13 protein-coding genes are annotated in these 14,009 nt (G+C 55.0%); 7 read left to right on the forward strand and 6 right to left on the reverse strand.

What is annotated here, in order from left to right:
* Positions 1-13 precede the first annotated feature (13 nt).
* A complete protein-coding gene (locus FN082_RS18620) occupies positions 14-541 on the forward strand; it encodes a GNAT family N-acetyltransferase (RefSeq protein WP_142982102.1) in 528 nt (175 codons plus the stop codon).
* A 176-nt stretch (positions 542-717) separates the two neighbouring features.
* Here the strand turns inward: FN082_RS18620 and FN082_RS18625 are convergent, their stop codons facing one another.
* The 4 genes from FN082_RS18625 to FN082_RS18640 all read right to left on the reverse strand — a co-directional run bounded on the left by FN082_RS18625 (position 718) and on the right by FN082_RS18640 (position 5,901).
* Positions 718-2,430, reverse strand: a complete 1,713-nt coding sequence (locus tag FN082_RS18625) for an ABC-F family ATP-binding cassette domain-containing protein (RefSeq protein WP_142982103.1) — start codon at positions 2,428-2,430, stop codon at positions 718-720.
* Between the two features lie 340 nt (positions 2,431-2,770).
* On the reverse strand, positions 2,771-4,468 hold the full coding sequence (locus FN082_RS18630) for an NAD-dependent malic enzyme (protein WP_142461733.1): 1,698 nt from the start codon (positions 4,466-4,468) through the stop codon (positions 2,771-2,773).
* 168 nt (positions 4,469-4,636) lie between these two features.
* Entirely contained in the window at positions 4,637-4,777 is a 141-nt protein-coding gene (gene sra, locus FN082_RS18635) for a stationary-phase-induced ribosome-associated protein (protein ID WP_139538216.1), read from the reverse strand.
* A gap of 272 nt (positions 4,778-5,049) precedes the next feature.
* Positions 5,050-5,901, reverse strand: coding sequence for a Vmh family MBL fold metallo-hydrolase (locus FN082_RS18640; RefSeq protein WP_142982104.1), 852 nt, complete (start codon positions 5,899-5,901; stop codon positions 5,050-5,052).
* A gap of 114 nt (positions 5,902-6,015) precedes the next feature.
* Here FN082_RS18640 and FN082_RS18645 point away from each other — a divergent pair, with 114 nt between their 5' ends.
* From FN082_RS18645 to FN082_RS18670, 6 genes are all read left to right on the forward strand, one after another.
* Positions 6,016-6,918 (forward strand): LysR family transcriptional regulator, encoded by a 903-nt coding sequence (locus FN082_RS18645; RefSeq protein WP_139538218.1) that lies wholly within the window; start codon positions 6,016-6,018, stop codon positions 6,916-6,918.
* A complete protein-coding gene (locus FN082_RS18650; RefSeq protein WP_139538219.1) occupies positions 6,918-7,397 on the forward strand; it encodes a GNAT family N-acetyltransferase in 480 nt (159 codons plus the stop codon). The genes FN082_RS18645 and FN082_RS18650 overlap by 1 nt, the downstream gene beginning before the upstream one ends.
* A gap of 80 nt (positions 7,398-7,477) precedes the next feature.
* Complete coding sequence (locus FN082_RS18655) at positions 7,478-7,909, forward strand: OsmC family protein (protein ID WP_139538220.1); 432 nt, start codon at positions 7,478-7,480, stop codon at positions 7,907-7,909.
* 114 nt (positions 7,910-8,023) lie between these two features.
* Positions 8,024-8,893 (forward strand): oxygenase MpaB family protein, encoded by an 870-nt coding sequence (locus FN082_RS18660; RefSeq protein WP_142982105.1) that lies wholly within the window; start codon positions 8,024-8,026, stop codon positions 8,891-8,893.
* 27 nt (positions 8,894-8,920) lie between these two features.
* On the forward strand, positions 8,921-9,838 hold the full coding sequence (locus tag FN082_RS18665; RefSeq protein WP_139538222.1) for a bestrophin family protein: 918 nt from the start codon (positions 8,921-8,923) through the stop codon (positions 9,836-9,838).
* Positions 9,839-10,040: 202 nt separating this feature from the next.
* Positions 10,041-12,341: an FdhF/YdeP family oxidoreductase gene (locus FN082_RS18670; RefSeq protein ID WP_139538223.1), complete on the forward strand. Its 2,301-nt coding sequence runs from the start codon at positions 10,041-10,043 to the stop codon at positions 12,339-12,341.
* A 43-nt stretch (positions 12,342-12,384) separates the two neighbouring features.
* Here the strand turns inward: FN082_RS18670 and FN082_RS18675 are convergent, their stop codons facing one another.
* Positions 12,385-13,002: a LysE family translocator gene (locus tag FN082_RS18675; protein ID WP_142982106.1), complete on the reverse strand. Its 618-nt coding sequence runs from the start codon at positions 13,000-13,002 to the stop codon at positions 12,385-12,387.
* A gap of 85 nt (positions 13,003-13,087) precedes the next feature.
* On the reverse strand, positions 13,088-13,888 hold the full coding sequence (locus FN082_RS18680) for a helix-turn-helix transcriptional regulator (RefSeq protein ID WP_142461816.1): 801 nt from the start codon (positions 13,886-13,888) through the stop codon (positions 13,088-13,090).
* Between the last annotated feature and the right edge of the window lie 121 nt (positions 13,889-14,009).

Raw genomic sequence — 14,009 nt, forward strand, 5'->3', positions numbered from 1 at the left:
GAGAAGGAATACCATGGAGCAGTTAGCAAGCGGCTACCGGCTGCGGCACGCCTCAGCGGAGGACTTCGCGGCGCTCAACACCATTGAACAGGCGGCAGCGCGTATTTTCCCAGCTGGATTCCTGCCGGATAAGGTGCTCGACGATAAGCTGCCCTTTAGTGTGCTGGAACAGGCACGCCAACAGGACATGCTGTGGCTGGTGCAATGCGCTGATGGCACGCCGGTGGGCTATGTGATGATGGAAAGCCTGGATGGGCTAACGCTGCTTGCGCAGATTGATGTGCAACCGGCACACGGCTGCCAGGGCCTGGGGACAGCGCTTATCCGGCACGCGCTCAGCCAAGTGCAGGCCAGCGAGGTCTGGCTCACCACCTTTACCGACGTACCGTGGAACGCGCCATTTTATCAGAAACTGGGGTTTGTTGTTGTCGATGAGGCCTGCGCGCCTGATGCCATTGGCAAGACTCTGGCCGCAGAACGCGCCCGTGGCTTGCAACAACGCGTGGCGATGCGGCTCATCCGGCCCGAAAGCGCCGGGTAAAAAGCGCAGAGGCTTGTGCTATGAAGCAGCGTTAACCCCACATCACCGTCGGGAAGTACAGCCAGCAGTTGCGTCAGGGGTAGTACAAAAAAACCTTAACGTACAATAATTTTCGATATCCAAACTGACCCCTAAATAATCCCCCGGCGCAGTTATTTCACGCCGGGGGAAAACCATTAACTTAACCGTGTGTTGATGGTAGCAATCTCCTCACGCCATTGCGCTTGCAACTGCGGTTTTTGATGTTTTGGCCTGCGGGCCAGATCGTCAGCCAACAGTTGCTCCAGCATGACTAGCCGTTCCAGCAGCGTATCGTTATCCTCTTCAGGTTCGATGGCGAGTGACGTCGCGGCCTGCGCCATCGGGCGACGAACGGCGACGCGCAGATTCTCATAGACCTCATCGGCGTTGTTCCATTCGCTAAGTCCGTACTCATCGATAAGCCAGAAGCGATTGCAGCTCTTACTAATCAGTTCACGATCGTGACTCACCAGCAGCAGGCCGCCGGGATAGTCGCGCAGCGTTGCCGCCAGCGCTTCTTTGCCATCCATATCTAAATGATTGGTTGGCTCATCCAACAGCAGCAGGCTATAGCGGGCCAGAGATAAGCCGACGAACAGCAGGCGTGAACGTTCGCCGCCGCTTAAGGTGGCGACTTTCTGCCCGTGACGCGCCCAGTTAAATCCGGCGGAAATCAGCGCTCGCTTGCGCACTTCCGGTGCCGGTTCAAAAGCTTCCAGTGCCTCAAGAAGAGTGACATCATCGGCAAGCTGATGCAGGGTCTGGTCGTAATAACCCGGCTTCAGCCGTGGATGCAGACGTAAACCGTTCACCGTTGTTTCAAGCTGCATTTGCCGCCATAAGAGGCGCAACAGCGAGGATTTCCCACAGCCGTTACGTCCAATAACGGCTACCCGGTCACCGCTTTTCAGACGTGTCTGGTCTACGGTGAACAGGGCAGGCAGGTCCGGTGCGGGCGGCACCGGCAGTTGCTCCATCTCCAGAATCCGGTCTGCCCGTAGCGCGTCGCCGTTCAGGACCAGACGCCATGGTGTTCCTGCGGTCAGGTCGGTTTGGCTCTCTTTCAGGCGCTCTACCTGTTTCTCCATCTGCTTGGCTTTGCGCGAGAGGTCTTCGTTGTCGTACGTCCGGCCCCAGATAGCGAGCCGTTTGGCGCTGGCGGCGACGCGGTCGATCTCTTTTTGCTCTGCTTTATGACGCAGCACGTCGCTGGCGTCCTGCTCCTCCAGCGCCTGACGGGCGGCGCTACAGGGTAGGGAGAAAGCGTGCAGAGTTTTGTCGCGCAGGATCCAACTGGTATTAGTTACAGCATCCAGTAACGGATTGTCATGTGACACCAGTATGAAACTCCCCTGCCAGGTTTGTAAGAAGCCTTCCAGCCACAAAAGGGTCGGCAGGTCGAGATGGTTCCCAGGTTCATCCAGCAGCAGAAGATCCGGTTGTTGAATCAATGCCCGCGCAAGCAGCAGTCGGGTGTGCTGACCGCCGCTCAGGGTTGATGCCTGCTGCTGTACTTCCGCTGGCGTAAAGCCCATCTCCGCCAGCAGTCGCTCCGCTTGCCAGCGCTGGTTCTCACGGTCAAGGGCGGGAAGTTTTGCCAGCACCACCTGAAGTAGAGGCTGCGCTAACAGCGCATCCGGCAGATGCTGCTCCACTCGCGCCATCAGGCAATGGTTTGCCAGCGACACGTTACCCGAAGTGGGGTCAACAGTGCCGTCCAGCACCTGTAGCAAAGTACTTTTGCCGCAGCCGTTGTAGCCAATAAGGCCAATCCGGTCGCCTTTTTTCAGGGTAAAGGAGAGGTTGGTGAACAGCGGGCCAAACGCCGTATCAACATGAAGAGATTGTGCAGTTAGTAATGTGCTCATTGTGAACTTACTCAAGAGTTACAGGCATGAGAATGCCTCGTCAAACATCGCTGACGATAACCCGGTAAGCCCGAGGGAAGGGATTCAGTCTTTGGTTTCTTCGCTCAAGCTGAAGTTATCGCAGCACGATACCGATAACGCTTGAGCTGGTGCGATCGCCAAATGTATGTGAAAAATTAAACATTTCACAGTACGGCATGGGATCCTCCTTTTCTATTCAGTTAGTTGATGGGTGACGGCAGTGTAGAGGGAGAAAGCGGTTTTGGCTAGCAGTGAACGAACCAGAGCCTGATTTTCAGGCCCTGGTTCGTTCCTTCGTTTTTATCAGCAGCGTTTTCGCTTAAATAGAAGTCCGGCGATAGTTGCGGTATTCCGGCTGCCAGAAGTTATCGGCAATCGCCTGCAACAGCGCTTCCGCTGACGTTTTCACCGCCACGCCCTGTTCCTGGGCAATTTTGCCCACTGCGAAAGCGATAGCGCGCGAAACGGTTTGAATATCCTTCAGCTCCGGCAGAACCGGGCCCTCACCGTTATTAACCAGCGGTGAGTGTTTCGCGAGAGTCTCGCTGGCGGCCATCAGCATTTCGTCCGTGACGCGGGATGCGCCGGAAGCGATAACGCCAAGCCCAATTCCCGGGAAGATGTAGGAGTTATTACACTGGGCGATAACGTACTGCTTGCCTTTGAGCGTCACCGGCGCGAACGGACTGCCGGTGGCAACCAGCGCTTCGCCGTCGGTCCAACTGAGAATATTTTGCGGTGTAGCTTCCACACGGGAAGTCGGGTTAGACAGCGGCATCACAATCGGGCGCGGGCAGTGCTTGTGCATCTCGCGGATTATCTCTTCGGTGAACAGTCCCGGCTGGCCGGATACGCCGATCAGGATATCCGGTTTGACGTTGCGCACGACGTCAAGGAGAGACAACACATCATTAGTGGTATCCCAGTTCTGTAGATGTTCTCGTTTTTGCACCAGTTTACTCTGGAACGGCAGCAGATTTGGCATGGCGTCGGTCAACAGGCCGAAACGGTCGACCATAAAGACGCGCTTGCGGGCCTCTTCTTCACTTAAGCCTTCGCGCTGGATCTGGGCGATGATTTGCTCGGCGATACCGCAGCCTGCAGATCCTGCGCCAAGGAAGACAATTTTCTGCTCGCTTAATTGGCTACCCGCGCCGCGGCTGGCGGCGATCAGCGTGCCGACGGTGACCGAAGCGGTGCCCTGAATATCATCGTTAAATGAGCAAACTTCATTACGATAGCGGTTAAGCAATGGCATCGCGTTTTTCTGCGCGAAGTCTTCGAACTGCAGCAGAACGTCCGGCCAGCGGGCTTTGATCGCCTGGATAACATCATCGACAAACTGGTAGTACTCATCGTCAGTGATGCGCGGGTGACGCCAGCCCATATACAGCGGGTCATCCAGCAACTGCTGGTTATTGGTGCCGACATCCAGCACTATTGGCAGAGTGTAGGCAGGGCTGATGCCGCCGCAGGTGGTATAGAGTGACAGTTTGCCGATAGGAATGCCCATTCCGCCGATGCCCTGATCGCCGAGGCCGAGAATACGTTCGCCATCGGTCATCACGATAACCTTGACGTTGTGATTCGGTACGTTTTGCAGAATATCGTCGAGATTATTGCGGTTCTGCCAGGAGATAAACACGCCGCGGGCGCGACGATAGATCTCAGAGAATCGTTCACAGGCGGCACCCACGGTTGGGGTGTAAATGACCGGCATCATTTCATCGAGATGGTTGCCGACCAGGCGGTAGAACAGCGTCTCGTTGGTATCCTGGATGTTGCGCAGGTAAATATGCTTGTCGATGTCGGTCTTAAATCCCTGGTACTGGATCCACGCGCGTTCGGCCTGTTCCTCGATGGTTTCGACGACTTCCGGCAGCAAGCCCAGCAGGTTGAAGCTACTGCGTTCTTCCATGCTGAAGGCGCTGCCTTTATTGAGTAGTGGAAACTCAAGCAGGACGGGACCTGCATAAGGGATATAAAGAGAACGGTTTTTCTTATGAGTGAATTGCATCGCACTAACTCCTTGATGATCGGCGACAGGCGGGGGGCTGGCAAGGGACTACAGCGGGCAGAGTATAAAGCAGAAGACATCAAAGGAGGGTATACAAGCGGACGATCGTCTTAAAAAAACACCATCCATAGAGAAGGATGGTGTTTATATCATCATTCAGCTGAAAAGTTAGCCACCGCGGCGCTTACGGCCGGTGGCGTGGACATGGTTAACCGTGGTTTCCGCATCGCCTTCCAGCAGTACCTTTTTCTGCTGAGAAAGCTTGTAGTTCAGACCGAGAAGATGACGTGCCTGATGGTTCGATTTCATTCTCACTCCTTTATCCAGTTTCGGTTTCAAGGACAAGCCCGACGGATGTCGGACGAAATTTAACCCTTAAGTATGCCGCTCCATTTTTGGCGCGGCGATAATCAGCGTGGTCCATCTTGCCGGATTTAGCAATGTTATCGTGACAGATTAAGAACAGTCTCTTTTGGATTGCAGATAGCGCCGTCTATCAGCTATTGCCCGGCGGCGCTTCGCTTGCGCGGGCCTACACCAACCGTCTGCACTGGTGCCAGCCGCCATCCGAATAGCCAGAACTACCACTTCATTTCACCGCTATTCACTTTGGCGCTCAGCTCCAGTGAACTCTCTTCCGCCAGCCCGGGCCAGCGTTGTTTCATGGCCTTAATCACGCCAGCCGAATCCTTATGCCCGTTAAGCGCCTGCTCAAACTGCGTCAGGTAATCGCGAGTGAAGACAATCGCGCGGTCGCCTGCTGGCGGGGTGCCAAGGTAATGGCCGGGGATCACCTGCTGCGGATGCAGAGCGGCCATCTCGTTGAGGGTATTTATCCACTGCTGGCGACTTTCCACGCTTTGGGTGTCCGCCGTCCAGACGTGCATTCCCCATGCTACGCCAGTCCCGCCAAGAATCGCTTTTTTCGCCGGGATCCAGACATAAGCGGCATAGTTTTGCGGCTGGCGGATCTCAACTTTTTCACCGTCGATAGTAAAGGTGTTAGCCGCTATCACCTGTGGGACGTAAAGCTCTTTCGGCGCACCGTCTTTCATCTGCGGGCCCCAGTACGCCAGTTTGGCCTCTTTGGTGGCATTAATATGTTTGACCACTTCAGCGGTCGCGACCACTTTGGCTTGCGGGAATGCTTTAACCAGCGGCTCCAGGCCGAAATAGAAATCCGGGTCGCCGGAAGTAATCACGATTCGGGTGAGTTTTTTGCCGCTTTTTTGAATCATTTCAACCAGTTTTTCACCATCTTTTACGCTGAACTGGGCGTCAAACAGCACCGCTTCATGCGGGCCGGTGGCAAGGGTTGAGTTAACGGCGAAAATGCCTTTCTCCTGCGGATTGTAGGTTTGCAGCGTTAAAGGGGCTGCCAGAACCGAGGTGCTGAACAGTGCGGTAGCGATGGCAAGGGCAGATAATTTCATCTTCGTTTTCTCTTGAACAGGTGGATGAACGCTATTTTACGGATTTCCTGATTTGCGAAAATTCCTGAAAAAAGAGATGCTGAGTTTCATAAAACGTGCAGATGGAATCGAATAATGGATCGGGTGATTGCCGCTCAGGTGTATATGCGTATTTGTGAGTTGGGGAGCTTGAGCGCCGCTGCGCGGGCGCTGGGGATGTCACGGCCAATGGTCAGCCGTTATCTGGAACAGATGGAACAGTGGGCAGGAACCCGGCTGGTGCATCGCTCAACCCGTAAGTTAACTTTAACGCCCGCCGGGGAAAAGGTGCTGCAAAAAACGCGAACGCTGACGCAGCTCTCTGATGAAATCGCCGGGCAAACCGAGCGCGTAGTTCCCAGCGGGACGCTGCGCGTTGCCTGCGCTCATTTCACTGCGATGCAGCTTATTTCGCCTATGTTGCCCGATTTTCTCGCCCGCTATCCGCAACTGCGCCTTGAGCTGGATATCAATAATCATCCGGTGAGCCTGATTGGCGAACGGATAGACGTGGCGATCCGCATCACCGATAATCCGGAGCCGGGAGCGATTGCCCGACGCCTTGGCGTATGCCGTTCGGTGCTATGCGCCTCGCCGCGCTGGCTACAGCAGAACGGACCGCTGCAAACGCCGGACGATCTGACTCAGCATAACTGTCTGCACTACAGCCATTTCGCGAGCCAGGCATGGCAATTTACCGGCCCCAATGGCGATAGCGTGGCGGTGGCGGTTTCCGGCAACCTTAGCGCCGGGATCTCCTCACTGCTGCTGGAGGCGGCGGTGGCCGGTTGCGGGATCGCGATGTTGCCTGAGCTGGAGGCGCAGCGGGCGCTCAACAGTGGGGCGCTAAAACCGGTCTTACCGGCTTATCAACCGAAAGCGCTAAACGTGTATGGTATTTATCTCTCGCGCGACTACCAGCCGAGCGCGCTACCGTTGTTTCTCGATGAGATCCAACAGAAACTCGCGCAATCTACCGATTCAAAAGGAACCCTGTGATGATCCTGCTTCGCCCAATGCGTGATGATGAGTATCTCGCTTATCTTGATTATTTCATCCCCGATTATACGGCTGAAATCACAGCAAATTATGCGCTTTCTCCGTCAGATGCTCTTGCTCAGGCGCAGCGCGAAATCGCAGCAGATTTACCTGATGGCGTAAATACTCGCGGCCAGATCCTGCTCTGCTTGTTTACTGATATTGAGGATGTAGAAACGCAGATTGGCTATCTCTGGTACAAGCCAGACGATGCAATGCGCTCCGCGTTTATTTACGATTTTTATATTTTCCCGGCCTTGCAGGGGCAGGGATTGGGCAAACAAGCGATGGTCGCCTTTGAGAAGGAACTGAAAAGCAAAGGCATTAGCCAAATTAAACTGCGCGTCGCCGGGGATAATCAACGCGCGCGTCATGTCTATGAAGCCACCGGATTTCGCGTCACTGGCATTAATATGAGCAAAAATATCCCTGTGGATTGATCTGAAAGTAGCCATGTGCCGTCCAGACACGCCAGAGGGTTCTATACTTAATGCTTTCATGTCAAAAAAGGAGCGATATTATGGCAATCCATAAGAAAGGTCAGGCGCATTGGGAAGGGGATCTGAAAAGCGGTAAAGGGACCGTCTCGACCGAGAGCGGCGCGCTGAACCAACAGCCTTATGGTTTCAACACCCGTTTCGAAGGCGTGAAGGGCACCAACCCGGAGGAGCTCATCGGAGCCGCCCACGCCGCCTGCTTCTCAATGGCTCTGTCGCTGATGCTGAGCGAAGAGGGCTACACGGCCACCGCAATTGATACCGTGGCGGTGGTCACCCTGGATAAATCCGGCGGCGGCTTTGCCATCACCAACATTGCGCTGCAAAGCAAAATTGTGCTGCCAGGCATTGATGCCGATATGTTTGACGGCATTATTCAGAAAGCGAAGGCCGGTTGTCCGGTGTCGCAGGTACTCAATGCAGAGATAAGCCTCGACTATCAGCTTAACCCTTAATTCCCTGCTGCCCGCATCAGGCGGGCACTCCCTTCTTTAAAGCCATCGTTGGCAAATGCTCCCTGTACCTATTAATGCTATCTTTGCCGCTTACGCAAAGGAGCAGGTAACGCAATGAGCAGCATACGCGGAATGATTGAAGCTCAGGTTTTGGGCTTAACCGGCATGGCGCTAAAAGAGATCGATTTTGAACACCCCAAGGGGGAGCCGGGGCTGTTTGGCCCTCAGTCGGCCATCTGGCAGGTTCACGGGGATTTCACGTCCATGCTGTGCGGTGGGGTCAGCGCGTTGCTATTGCAGATGCTGCATCCGTTAGCGTTGGCAGGCGTCTGGGATCACTCTAATTTTCGTGACGATATCTTTGGTCGTCTGCGCCGCACCAGCCAGTTTATTTCCGCCACCACCTTTGGTACCACCGTCGACGCCGAACGGCTGATCGCCAAAGTACAGGGGATTCATCTGCGCGTGAGCGGTCAGGATAAAGACGGTACTCCGTATCAGGCCAGCGATCCGGCGCTACTCACCTGGGTACACGTCGCCGAGTGCAGCAGCTTTATGGCTTCTCATTTACGTTATAAACGGACCGTGGTTAGCACCGCCCGTCAGGAGCAGTATTATCAGGAAGCCGCCGAAGTTGCCCGTCGCCTTGGGGCGCGAGATATCCCGGTGACGCCGCGGCAGGTTGCCGATTATTTGCAGGATATGCGACCTGTTCTGCGCTGCGACGAACGCACGCAGGAAGTGGCTAACGTGCTGTTATCAACGCGGTTGCCGGGCCGCCTGAGTCAGCCGGTCGGGCGGATGATGATGCGCGCCGGTATTGACCTGCTACCACCATGGGCGCAGGGGATGCTTAATTTGCCAATGAGCGCTATGCAGCGACATAGCGCGCGAATGGCGGTGCACGGTGTCGCTCGCGTATTGCGCGCTTCGGTACGCAACGGCGCATATCACTGCGCAATGCGTCGGATGAATACGAATTAACCTTCAGATACTTCAGGAAGTAATACAATGATCATTCGGCCAGAACAACACTGGTTTCTTCGCCTGTTTGACTGGCACGGCTCCGTGCTGTCAAAAATCGTCTTTCGCCTGCTGCTTAACGTGGTGATGTCGGTTATCGCCATCATTAGCTACCAGTGGTATGAACAGCTGGGTATCCATCTGACCGTTGCGCCATTTAGTCTGCTGGGGATCGCTATCGCTATTTTCCTCGGCTTTCGTAATAGCGCCGGATATAACCGTTTTGTCGAAGCGCGAAATCTGTGGGGAACGGTGCTGATTGCCCAGAGAACGCTGGTTCGTCAGTTGAAAAATATCCTTCCGGCGGAAAGCGAATCTCATCAACGCCTGGTTAGCTACCTGGTCGCTTTTAGCTGGAGCCTTAAGCATCAGTTGCGCAAAACGGACCCGGGCGCGGATTTAGCGCGGCTACTACCGCCACAGACGGTTACCGAGATTCTTGCCAGCTCGATGCCGACCAATCGCATCCTGCTGCTGGCGGGCGATGAACTGGGGCGTCTTCGCGCAGAAGGGAAAATGAGCGATATCACCTTCGGCATGATGGATAATAAGCTCGATGAACTGGGTCATGCCCTTGGCGGCTGCGAGCGTTTGGCCAGCACGCCGGTACCTTTTGCCTATACGCTCATTTTGCAGCGCACGGTGTATCTGTTCTGTACGCTGCTGCCGTTTGCGCTGGTTGGCGACCTGCATTATATGACGCCATTTGTCTCGGTGTTTATCTCCTACACCTTTCTGTCGTGGGATTCGCTGGCGGAGGAGCTGGAAGATCCGTTCGGTACTGCGGCCAATGATTTACCGTTGAATGCGATGTGCAACACTATCGAACGTAATCTGCTGGATATGACCGGCCAGCATCCTTTGCCGGATAAACTTGAGCCGGATCGCTACTACAATTTGACCTGATGTCGTTGGCTTTTCTGTATGTTTATTATTCGTTAAATAAGTTAAATCTAACGCATGATAGATAACATTGATTATACAGTTATAGCTCTGATTGTTATGCTTTCGTTAATAAAACGCCCGTTATACTTACTGGTCGCGGGCGACAAGAAATAATGCGGCGCTTCACCTGCAATCCGCCGCCGAAAGCGTATCAGGAGTCAACATGAGTAATAAAAGACGCGTCGTCCCAGGCGTCCATCCCTACGATGGTCCGGCGGGAGGCTGGGGAGCATTAAAAGCCACCGCCATCGCCGTTCGCACGCAAATGGATGCGCTCGATGCCCCCGCCACGCTACTGCGCACCAATCAGCCGGATGGCTTTGATTGTCCCGGCTGCGCCTGGCCGGACAAAGAACATAAATCGACATTTCAGTTCTGCGAGAATGGCGCCAAAGCGGTGACCTGGGAAGCCACCAGCAAGCGGGTAACGGCCGAGTTTCTGGCGGCAAACAGCGTCACATCGCTGCTGGCAAAGAGCGATTTTGAGCTGGAAGGCTACGGGCGCTTAACCCAGCCTTTGGCTTACGACAAGCAGAGCGATACCCTACGTCCGGTTTCATGGGAGGATGCCTGCAGTCGTATTGGTAAAATCCTTCGCACCATGCAGCCCAACGAAGTGGAATTCTACACCTCAGGCCGTGCCTCCAACGAAGTTGCTTATTTATTCCAGCTTTTTGCCCGAGAATTTGGCACCAATAACTTCCCTGACTGTTCCAATATGTGCCATGAGTCGACCAGCGTCGGCCTGCCGCAGTCAATTGGTATCGGCAAGGGAACGGTTTCACTCGATGATTTTGACAAAACCGAGCTGGTTATCTCCATCGGCCATAACCCCGGCACCAATCATCCGCGCATGATGGGGACGTTGCATGAACTCGCGCGTCGCGGCGTGCCGATTATTGTTTTCAACCCGCTAAAAGAACGCGCGCTTGAGCGTTTCGCCGACCCACAGAACGTCATCGAAATGGCCACATACCGTTCGACCAACATTGCCTCTACCTATTTCCAGGTGAAAGCGGGGGGAGATGCGGCAGCGCTTAAGGGGATTGCGAAGGCGCTGTTACGCCTGGAAGAAGAGCAGGGTGAGGTACTGGATCAGGCGTTTATCACCGAGCATACGCTGGGTTTTGCTGACTTTGCACAGGATCTGCATGCGACGCTATGGCAGGATATTGAACGCGAGTCGGGTTTGACGCGCGACAGCCTTGAACGCGTGGCGGCGGCTTACGCTAAATCGAACGCCACGATTATTACTTACGGTATGGGCATCACCCAGCATAACAAGGGCACCTCGAACGTGCGCCTGATTGCCGACCTGCTGCTGATGCGCGGTAATATCGGCAAGCCGGGGGCGGGAATTTGTCCGCTACGTGGCCATTCCAACGTTCAGGGTAACCGCACCGTTGGCATTACCGAAAAACCGAGCGCCCAGTTCCTTGCTAACCTGCAGCGGGTGTTTGGCTTCACGCCGCCGCAGGAGCACGGTCACGACGCGGTTAAAGCGCTACAGGCGATGATCGACGGCGAATCGAAAGCGCTGCTTTGCCTTGGCGGTAACTTTGCGGTGGCGATGCCGGATCACGAACGGGCTTTCCCGGCGGTACGGAGTCTTGATCTGAGCGTACATATCGGCACTAAACTTAACCGCTCGCATCTTCTGGTGGCAAAAGAGACCTTTATTCTGCCGTGCCTTGGCCGAACCGAACTGGATATTCAGGAAACGGGGCGCCAGTCGATTACCGTGGAAGATTCGATGTCGATGGTTCACGCGTCATCCGGTAAGCTGAAACCCGGCTCACCGCAGCTGCGTTCGGAACCGGCGATTGTCGCCGCGATGGCAATGGCGACCTTGCCGGAGAGTAAAATTGACTGGCTGGCGCTGGTCGCCGACTATGACAGGATCCGCGATCTGATCGAACAGACCATTCCCGGTTTTGACAATTACAACCAGCGTATTCGCCATCCCGGTGGTTTTCGTATGCCGCTGCCGCCGACGGAACGCATCTGGCCGACGCCGACCGGTAAAGCGATGTTCTCGGTTTTCCACGGCGTGCACGAAAACCAACAAGTGGACGGTGACGATGTGATGCGCTTGGTCACGCTGCGCAGCCACGATCAGTACAACACCACCATTTACGCCATGGACGACCGTTATCGTGGGATTTTTGGCCGCCGCGATGTGCTGTTTATGAACGAACAGGATATGGCTGCACAGGGGTTCGAACATGGCGATCGGGTAGATATTCGCTCCGCGCTGCCGGGTAATGACCAGCGGCTGGAGGACATTACCCTGGTGGCCTATAGCATCGCACCGGGCACCGTTGCGGCTTACTATCCCGAAGCTAACGTACTGGTTCCTCTGGACTATCTTGATAAAGAGAGTGGCACGCCCTCTTATAAATCGGCACCTATTCGCTTGACGCTACGCTCGAAAGAGATCCGTACGCTGGAAGGGATTCGTTAGGTCAATATTCACCCACGGCGTATTTACCGCCGTGGGCGCTCAGCTACTTCTGCGCCAAAATAAGCTTGATACTCAACCCGATAAAGCCGGCGGCAAAGCTCACTCTGAGCCCCTGTAAAACCCTGGGGCGAGTCAGCACGTATCCGCGCATCGCCGCCGAAAACGCGCCATAGAGCATAAAAATCAGCAGCGTCATCAGCATAAACACCCCGCTCAGTATCAGCATCTCCCTGACCGGAGAAGCCGAGCTGCTGTGGATAAACTGCGGCAAAAAGGCGAGAAAAAAGAGCGGCAGCTTGGGGTTAAGCAGATTGATCAGAATTGCGTGGGTAATCACTTGTCGCAGGTTGCGGCGTTCGTCGCCTTCTACGTTCAAACTGCCGCGCTGGGTGAGGGTGGCCCACGCCAGATACAGCAGCCAGGCGACGCCCGCATATTTCACCACCTCGTATGCGCCGGGCGTACTGTGGAGGATCGCCGCCAGTCCGGTTATCGCCGCAAGCATATGCGGAATAATGCCCAGCGTGCAGCCGAAAGCGGCGGCAAAACTCATACGCCTTCCCGCTGCCAGACCGGTGGCAATGGTGTAAAGCGTCCCGGTGCCGGGGGCAATGACCACAATAAGTGATGTCAGAAGAAACTCAGGGCTGATTAACGACATAATGTAGTTCCTGGCGTAAAGAATCGAAGGCCTGAGTATTTATGAACGCGTCGCGTCGGTATTGAACAAAATTGCACTCTGCCAGCTAACGGAGCACCTGATAGCGTCCTGGCGTCATGGCGAACTGTTTTTGAAAAGCACGGGTGAGGTGGCTTTGATCGGCAAAACCGGCCATCAGTGCGGTGTCCGCAGGTGAGTGGCCGGCAGCTAACAGACGGCGTGCCAGCCGCACACGGGACTGTATCAGGTAGGCGTGCGGCGTGATGCCGGTTGCGCGAGCGAAGCCGCGGATCAGCTGAAAGCGGCTGATACCGCTCAGGGCGGCGAGAACGTCGAGAGAGATTTTCTCTTCAGGGGCGTCATCAATATATTGCCTGGCCAACGCAATGGCGGGGGAGTCGCTTTTGCCGGGCAGCCGTGCACAAAGATGAAAACGAGTGATCTGCATCAGGCTTAGCAGTAGCGCTTCTTCCACTGCGGTGTCGTCGGCTGCGCTGGCGGTAATCTCGCGGAAAAGTTGCTGCATAATCTCGCGCAGGTGTGGATCGTCAACAACCGGGCGCAGGAGAATATCTTCAGCTTTTATTTGTCCCTGAAATTCGCCAGCAACAAGTTCAGGATCGAGATAAACCATCTGCCAGCTGCGGTGGCCATCCAGCGGGATGCCATCGTGCATCTCTCCCGGATTGACCATGATGATATTTCCGGCAATGGCCTCAATTTTCCCCAGATGGCTCCAGGAACGTTGCGCACCCTGAGTGAAAATCCCGATACCGAACTGATCGTGCGAATGCCGCGAAAAACGCTGTTCCGTGACTAACGACATAGCTTCCAGCCCCGGCAAAGTGACCCGGTGCTGCTGGACGTGATGAAGGCGAGTTTTCAACGGTTTCTCCTGCCGGTGCATGATACGAGTGTAGCCCTGCGAACGTAAGGCGAGCAACAGCTGATGGCGCTTGAATTTCATGGTTGCTGAACATAACATTTAGCTAACATTTTTCCTGCTG

The sequence above is a fragment of the Klebsiella spallanzanii genome (genome assembly GCF_902158555.1).
In the GTDB taxonomy this organism is placed as follows: domain Bacteria; phylum Pseudomonadota; class Gammaproteobacteria; order Enterobacterales; family Enterobacteriaceae; genus Klebsiella; species Klebsiella spallanzanii.

Coding starts and splice junctions, on each gene's coding strand:
- FN082_RS18620 (WP_142982102.1), top strand. CDS start 14: ATGGAGCAGTTAGCAAGCGGCTACCGGCTGCGGCACGCCTCAGCGGAG.
- FN082_RS18625 (WP_142982103.1), bottom strand. CDS start 2,430: ATGAGCACATTACTAACTGCACAATCTCTTCATGTTGATACGGCGTTT.
- FN082_RS18630 (WP_142461733.1), bottom strand. CDS start 4,468: ATGCAATTCACTCATAAGAAAAACCGTTCTCTTTATATCCCTTATGCA.
- sra (WP_139538216.1), bottom strand. CDS start 4,777: ATGAAATCGAACCATCAGGCACGTCATCTTCTCGGTCTGAACTACAAG.
- FN082_RS18640 (WP_142982104.1), bottom strand. CDS start 5,901: ATGAAATTATCTGCCCTTGCCATCGCTACCGCACTGTTCAGCACCTCG.
- FN082_RS18645 (WP_139538218.1), top strand. CDS start 6,016: ATGGATCGGGTGATTGCCGCTCAGGTGTATATGCGTATTTGTGAGTTG.
- FN082_RS18650 (WP_139538219.1), top strand. CDS start 6,918: ATGATCCTGCTTCGCCCAATGCGTGATGATGAGTATCTCGCTTATCTT.
- FN082_RS18655 (WP_139538220.1), top strand. CDS start 7,478: ATGGCAATCCATAAGAAAGGTCAGGCGCATTGGGAAGGGGATCTGAAA.
- FN082_RS18660 (WP_142982105.1), top strand. CDS start 8,024: ATGAGCAGCATACGCGGAATGATTGAAGCTCAGGTTTTGGGCTTAACC.
- FN082_RS18665 (WP_139538222.1), top strand. CDS start 8,921: ATGATCATTCGGCCAGAACAACACTGGTTTCTTCGCCTGTTTGACTGG.
- FN082_RS18670 (WP_139538223.1), top strand. CDS start 10,041: ATGAGTAATAAAAGACGCGTCGTCCCAGGCGTCCATCCCTACGATGGT.
- FN082_RS18675 (WP_142982106.1), bottom strand. CDS start 13,002: ATGTCGTTAATCAGCCCTGAGTTTCTTCTGACATCACTTATTGTGGTC.